At 44.0% G+C, this 5,546-nt stretch carries 7 protein-coding genes; all 7 read right to left on the reverse strand.

Translation table 11 applies throughout. The features are described 5' to 3' along the window. Window positions 1–270: relaxase/mobilization nuclease domain-containing protein (locus DWY84_RS18005; protein ID WP_279220354.1), on the reverse strand; the 270-nt coding region annotated here is incomplete at its 3' end. After that, window positions 159–563: a relaxase/mobilization nuclease domain-containing protein gene (locus DWY84_RS16885; protein WP_279220355.1), complete on the reverse strand. Its 405-nt coding sequence runs from the start codon at window positions 561–563 to the stop codon at window positions 159–161. The genes DWY84_RS18005 and DWY84_RS16885, both read right to left, overlap by 112 nt. Next, window positions 524–844, reverse strand: coding sequence for a plasmid mobilization relaxosome protein MobC (gene mobC / locus DWY84_RS16890; RefSeq protein WP_002595443.1), 321 nt, complete (start codon window positions 842–844; stop codon window positions 524–526). The genes DWY84_RS16885 and mobC overlap by 40 nt, the downstream gene beginning before the upstream one ends. Further along, a complete protein-coding gene (locus DWY84_RS16895; RefSeq protein ID WP_002595442.1) occupies window positions 837–1,472 on the reverse strand; it encodes a hypothetical protein in 636 nt (211 codons plus the stop codon). Before DWY84_RS16895 ends, mobC begins: the two co-directional genes overlap by 8 nt. A gap of 869 nt (window positions 1,473–2,341) precedes the next feature. Beyond that, window positions 2,342–3,724: a hypothetical protein gene (locus tag DWY84_RS16910; RefSeq protein WP_002595441.1), complete on the reverse strand. Its 1,383-nt coding sequence runs from the start codon at window positions 3,722–3,724 to the stop codon at window positions 2,342–2,344. Window positions 3,725–4,105: 381 nt separating this feature from the next. Continuing rightward, window positions 4,106–4,660, reverse strand: coding sequence for a hypothetical protein (locus DWY84_RS16915; RefSeq protein WP_002595445.1), 555 nt, complete (start codon window positions 4,658–4,660; stop codon window positions 4,106–4,108). Between the two features lie 134 nt (window positions 4,661–4,794). Beyond that, the gene (locus DWY84_RS17915; RefSeq protein ID WP_235845210.1) at window positions 4,795–5,373 is read right to left on the reverse strand and encodes a hypothetical protein; all 579 of its coding nucleotides are present in this window, start codon (window positions 5,371–5,373) and stop codon (window positions 4,795–4,797) included. Window positions 5,374–5,546: the final 173 nt, after the last annotated feature.

The raw sequence follows: 5,546 nt of genomic DNA on the forward strand, positions 1-5,546 counted from the left end.
GACATAGCTTTTCACTTTCCCCTGCTCCGCCTGCTTCAGAAGCTGGTACGTCTCTTTTTTCCATGCCACTGTTTCCTCACGTTCCGCTCCTTCAAAGGTCTTTCCCTTTTCTGAGACGTGTAGCCCCTGCTCCCTGCTCTGTGCGTTGCACCGCTCCTTCAGCTCCTGCAGGTCGGCGCTGCTCCACTGCAGCTTGTGCCCGTCCTCAAAATTGACGGAATTGACGATAAAGTGCGTATGGATATGTTTTTTGTCCTGATGGGTAGCCACAAGCACCTCAAACCCTTTCCATGCCGCCGTATTCTCTGCAAGCTGTAAGGCGTTCCTGTGTCCTGCTCCGGCGTGATTTTCTCGTCCTTATGGTAGCTCTGGACAAAGTGCTTGTATGTCCTTCCCCCGGTTTTCTCCCATAGTTCCTTGGTGGCTTGCATTTCGTCCTTTACTGTATCTGGTTCACAGTGCAGACCGCTGACAAGCTTATCCTCTGTCTTTTCCTCTTTTGTCACATAGTCCAGTGCTTGCCCTATGCCTGCTTTTGAAGATACTGCTTTAATAACTGCCATACTTCTCTCACCTCTTTCATGGTGTTAGGAAGCTCTTGCTTATAGTCCACATATCCATTTTCATTCAGCTTCTTGGCTATCTGGTTCAGATTGTTGCCTTGCCTTTTCAGCTCTGGATATATCTCTTTCAGTCCGTCCAGATTGACAATGTTCGACTGTGTGAGGGCTTCAATGATATATTGCTGTTGGCTCTTTCCAGACTGCTCTACTTTTTCTTTTATCTGTGCAAGTTCTTCCTCTGACACTCTTATAACTATCTGCTTCGGTCTTGTCCTATTCATTGATGAAGTCCTCTCTTTCCTTTACCCACTTCTTAATGAGTTCGATTTCCTCGTTCATGTTCGGCTCTTTCTCTGGCTTCCAGTCCGCTCTCATGTCTTTCAGTTCTTCCAGTGCTTCTTCTAAGTCTGCCTTATAGCTTTCTAAATCTTCTTTTTCGCTTGCTATATATTCATCAACACTATTGTAACAAGGCACACACTCATAGCTTGTAAAATCATCATTATACTTGTGGTACACAATGTCTTTCCATTCATCACTTGGCTCTGCTATGTTCTGTTTAGTAATTTCAATGTCGGATTTTATTGTCTCTACGTTCTCCAACATATCCAGATAATGCTCTGGTTCATAACCCAAATTCAATAAGTGATTCAGCAGTGTAGGCTCTGGGAACATTCCGAACCAACAACGCTCGAACCACTGGTCAGCATAATCTCTTTCATCACTTCCATTGGAGTAAGTACCGCCCACCAAATCTCCGACAAAATTCTCTATCAGCTCTCCGATTGTCAGACCATGCTTCCCACACTTTCTCGCCAGTCGGTCACAATCTGCGTCCGACAATTTCACTGTGATTTTTCTCTCTCTGATTGTCTCAATTTCTTTCTGCTGTTCCTCGCCCCAACTCATGCTTTTACCTCTCTTTCTTCTTGGCTATCACTCAACAATTTACCGCATATCTGCGGTCACTCAAAGGGGGATTGAAGGGGGGCTTTGCCACCCTCACAAGTTCTAAAGTGTAGCCGTTAGGCTATCACTTTAGGGAACTTGCAATATATCCGCTACACATAATATAGCATAGTGATAGCCACTTGTCAAGCGGATATATTCGTGCGTGGATTTCGCCAGAAATACAGTGGAGCTTACTTCCTCTTGGGCGACTTTGGAAGTGTAGGAGGAAGAAAGTCAAGGGCTTGTTTTTTATCTGCAGTATGAGCTTCAGCCTGCCGATCAGCGAGTACAGCAGATAAAAAATGGTCGCAGACCACCCTTTACTTTCTTCCGCCGGAACAGACAATGAAGCACAAGGGGAAGTGACGGAACGGACGGACAGCCGTTTCCCCCTCCGGCATGATAGCCAACAAAAAAGAGTATCAAGGGTAAACGCTGCGGTCTTTCGACCGCCCTTGACACTCTTTTCCTTATGGCTCTGATAATAAACAAGGGGAAATGGCTTCTTGTGGCATTTCTGCCACTATGGTATAATGGGCAACGCTACCACCCCTATACAGGTACAGAAAGGGGGTGTGCCACCATGAGTATATTTTCGTCTTTCTTACTCTCTGTCTTGGCAAGTGTAGTCGCCTACTACATCTGCAAATGGCTGGACGGAGATAAATAGGCGGTAGCCAGCCTAAGGCATAAGCCACCTTGCCACAACGGAATAGAAAAGCCCCGGAGGTCGCAACTCCGGGGCTTTTTGCGTGCCACAATGAGCACTTTCGTCTTTCTTGCCTACTGGCATTATAGCATATGCCTTTCAGCATTTCAAGTATGCCCTACTTCCACCACTTATAAACCGTATGCTTTGCAAGTCCTGTCTCTCGGATGCAGTCCGCTTTTGTTCCCAGAGGGTTGCTTTCTCTCCATTCTTCGACAATCTTCGCCTTGTCTGGTCTCCCTTGTAGAGCTTTGCCCCTGTCCTCATTCATTGTTTCAAGGGTAAAACGTGCGATTTTTAAGTGCGTGGCTTGCTTTCTGCCGTTCCTCTTATTTGGCGGTATGACAACTTTCGTCTGCTTCTCTATCCATTCTCGGCTTGCCATAGTCGAAAGTAGCTTGTTATCAGCTTTGAGGGCTTTCAATGCGTCCTTTACATCTTCCCTTGTAAAATGGTTGTCCTCATCATCTGTAAGGCTCTCCAGATGCTCCAAAAATGAATAGGCATCTTGCCTTATTCGTCTTTCAGATATGCCACATTTCAAGCCATACGCACACAATGCCATGATTGAGAAGTACCTACCGCCTACCTTTACTTCGGTAAAAATCTTGTTCTTCCACCACTCATAAAGGGCTTCATTACACACCCATGTGCCTTTTTTCTTCGGTCTGCCCTCTACAACTCGCTCTTGATACCACTCTGGGTACAGCTTCTTTGCTTCGTCCAGTGACAGCTTACTCTTTTCTTTCTTCGGCTTCTCTGTAAGTACCGATAAATCAACCTTACAGTTCGGTATGCTGTCCTTTATATCTTCCAGAGTATAGCGGTTATCCGACATCTTATAGGCTTTCACTGGGAAGTCTGCCCCCAGCTTGCTCTGGCTCCCAACACACCTAAAGCCTTGATAGATACCTGTTATATCTGGGCTGTCTGGTCTGATACTGCTCGTATCGTTCCATAGTCTGCGGATAAATGCTTCTTTCAGCTCCGCAAGGGTATCTTCCAGATTATGATACAACTGTACTGGCTCTTTCAAAAAGTAATAGGCATGGACACCCTTTCCAGAACTCACAAGGTAGGTCGGTCGGAGCTGTACTCCGTTCCCGAATTGCTTCAAGAGGTTCTTCAACTGCTGTTTTCCGACATAATCAATATCTATTGCAACCGCATACAGTTCATGTGCGTTCTGCTTCGTGTGTGTCTTGCCATAGAACGTGATAGGCGGTATCAGTCCGAACTCGTCCCCTATGACCTTATCAAGCATATTCAGACTATCATCTATAACCCACTGCTTCGTTCTTCCCTTTCCAGATGGTCTTATCTGGGTTGCAATCACATTTCCTTTTCCGTCATGCTCTGCACTCTGTAAGCTCCCCTCTGGGAACAAGTCACGATAGAACTCATGGGGGCTGACCTCTGGAAAACCTCTCTCCAACATCAGCTCCTCTTTATCCCTATATACCTTTCTCCACTCATACATTGTTTTTGTATTTCTACGCATATTTTTCTCCTACTTAGATATATTATATAATATACTGCCCTTACTCCGCCTGACCGCTAATCTTATCAATAGATTTTTGCACCTTTTTCTCTCAAGTATAAGGGAGTGCCTTTTTGGTGTCAATATCTACACCTCACTCCCTCTCGCCTTCACCGCTTATCTTATCAATGAAGTATTTTACCTTTTTCCATCAAGTATAAGGGAGTGCCTTTTTGGTGTCAATATCTACACCTCACTCCCTCTCGCCCTTATCGCTTATCTTATCAATGAATTTATTGCACCTTTTTGACCTCTAAAAAAAGGGAGTGAATTAAGAATATCTCATCCTCACTTCACTCCCTCTTATTTTCATCACTACTCTTACCAATATTTCAGTATTTTCTACTTAGCATCACGAAGAGTTCCTTTCCATACTGCGTATTCGTCACCTTTCTCATCAGTTGCGGTTAATATTGCTTCACAATATGGATTTGATGGTGGATTCGGAGTCGTATATACATAGCTTCGAGAATTAGTTCCTGTATACCCATTATGATCTTCTTCATTTGTATGCCAACTATTTACTCCTTCAGCTCTTGTTACAAGTTTACTGGATTTTAATTTTAATGGATTAGACGTCATAGATGCCTTAACTGTGTACTGCGGTCTTCCAGATGAATCTAAACCATCATAAAAATACTCCATACTTCCTAAAATTCTATTTTCAATATCTAAAGCTGTAGCAGGAATAGGTTCTCGAGAAGAAATTGTGTTTTTTCCATCACACGCAAAATATACTTTATCCAGCAAAACAGATTCTCCATTAGTTGAACGAGTCACCGATTCTACCGCCTCGGTTTCAGCAGGAGCTGTATCTGCTGCAAAACTAACCATATTCATAGCCATCATCATTATTGCTGCCAAAGCTAACGCTACAGATCTGCGAATATTTCTCATTAATTTTCCTCCTATGTCAATGTATTTTTATAGCATCTAAAGCAACAAGTACATTGGCATCCCCTCCTTTTTGTTTTACTATACTATATTTTCAACAAAAAAACATTAATTATATATAACATTTTTATAAAACTTTACTTGACAAATAAATAATATAACACTATCAAAAACGTCCCAATATTACAGACCATACCGCCCCAAAACAGGTATATCTTCAAGCCCTCATATCTGAAAAAGCTGTTTTTGCTTTCCTCCAGCTCCCGGACTTTCTGCTTCATTACGCTTGTAAGCGTATCAGACTGCTTTTCAAGAGCTTTTGTTGCCTTCTGTACCGCCTCTATATTCGCCTGTAACGCCTTTTTTACCTCTTGGACGGTACTTTCTCTGACCTCATCTCTCAGGCTCCCAATTCCGGCTGATATGGCGTTCTGAAGTAGTTCGTTGCTGTTCTCTAACTGCTCGACTTGCTTCTTCAGCTCGCTGATGAGCTGCCTGCTCAGCTCGGCGTCTCTCTGCCTGTTCTGCTCTGCCCTTGCTTGTCCTTGATTTGACTGCTTCATCAATTCCTCGCAGCTCTCGCTCGACAAAGCTAAGGCTTCCTTCAGCAGGCTGTTCTCCAGCTCTGTCCGGCTCTGACGGTTCAGTTCTTGGATCCGTTCTCTCGGACTTGCCTGCTCTGACTTCTGCTGTTCGTGCATTTCTCTCAAACTCATGCTCCAGTTCCTCCTTTCCAAAACCCATGTTGTAGTATTTTTCCAGCTTATTATTACGAATTTTGCAAGCCTTTTCTCCTGCCTGCTTCCTTGCTAAGTCGGTATATGTGATGTATTTGTGGCTGTCCTGCCAGTCCACTCCGTACCCTCTTTCATTCATCAGCCGAATAAAG

The sequence above is a fragment of the Clostridium sp. AF27-2AA genome (genome assembly GCF_003478505.1).
In the GTDB taxonomy this organism is placed as follows: domain Bacteria; phylum Bacillota; class Clostridia; order Lachnospirales; family Lachnospiraceae; genus Brotaphodocola.

Coding starts and splice junctions, on each gene's coding strand:
- DWY84_RS16885 (WP_279220355.1), bottom strand. CDS start 563: ATGGCAGTTATTAAAGCAGTATCTTCAAAAGCAGGCATAGGGCAAGCA.
- mobC (WP_002595443.1), bottom strand. CDS start 844: ATGAATAGGACAAGACCGAAGCAGATAGTTATAAGAGTGTCAGAGGAA.
- DWY84_RS16895 (WP_002595442.1), bottom strand. CDS start 1,472: ATGAGTTGGGGCGAGGAACAGCAGAAAGAAATTGAGACAATCAGAGAG.
- DWY84_RS16910 (WP_002595441.1), bottom strand. CDS start 3,724: ATGCGTAGAAATACAAAAACAATGTATGAGTGGAGAAAGGTATATAGG.
- DWY84_RS16915 (WP_002595445.1), bottom strand. CDS start 4,660: ATGAGAAATATTCGCAGATCTGTAGCGTTAGCTTTGGCAGCAATAATG.
- DWY84_RS17915 (WP_235845210.1), bottom strand. CDS start 5,373: ATGAGTTTGAGAGAAATGCACGAACAGCAGAAGTCAGAGCAGGCAAGT.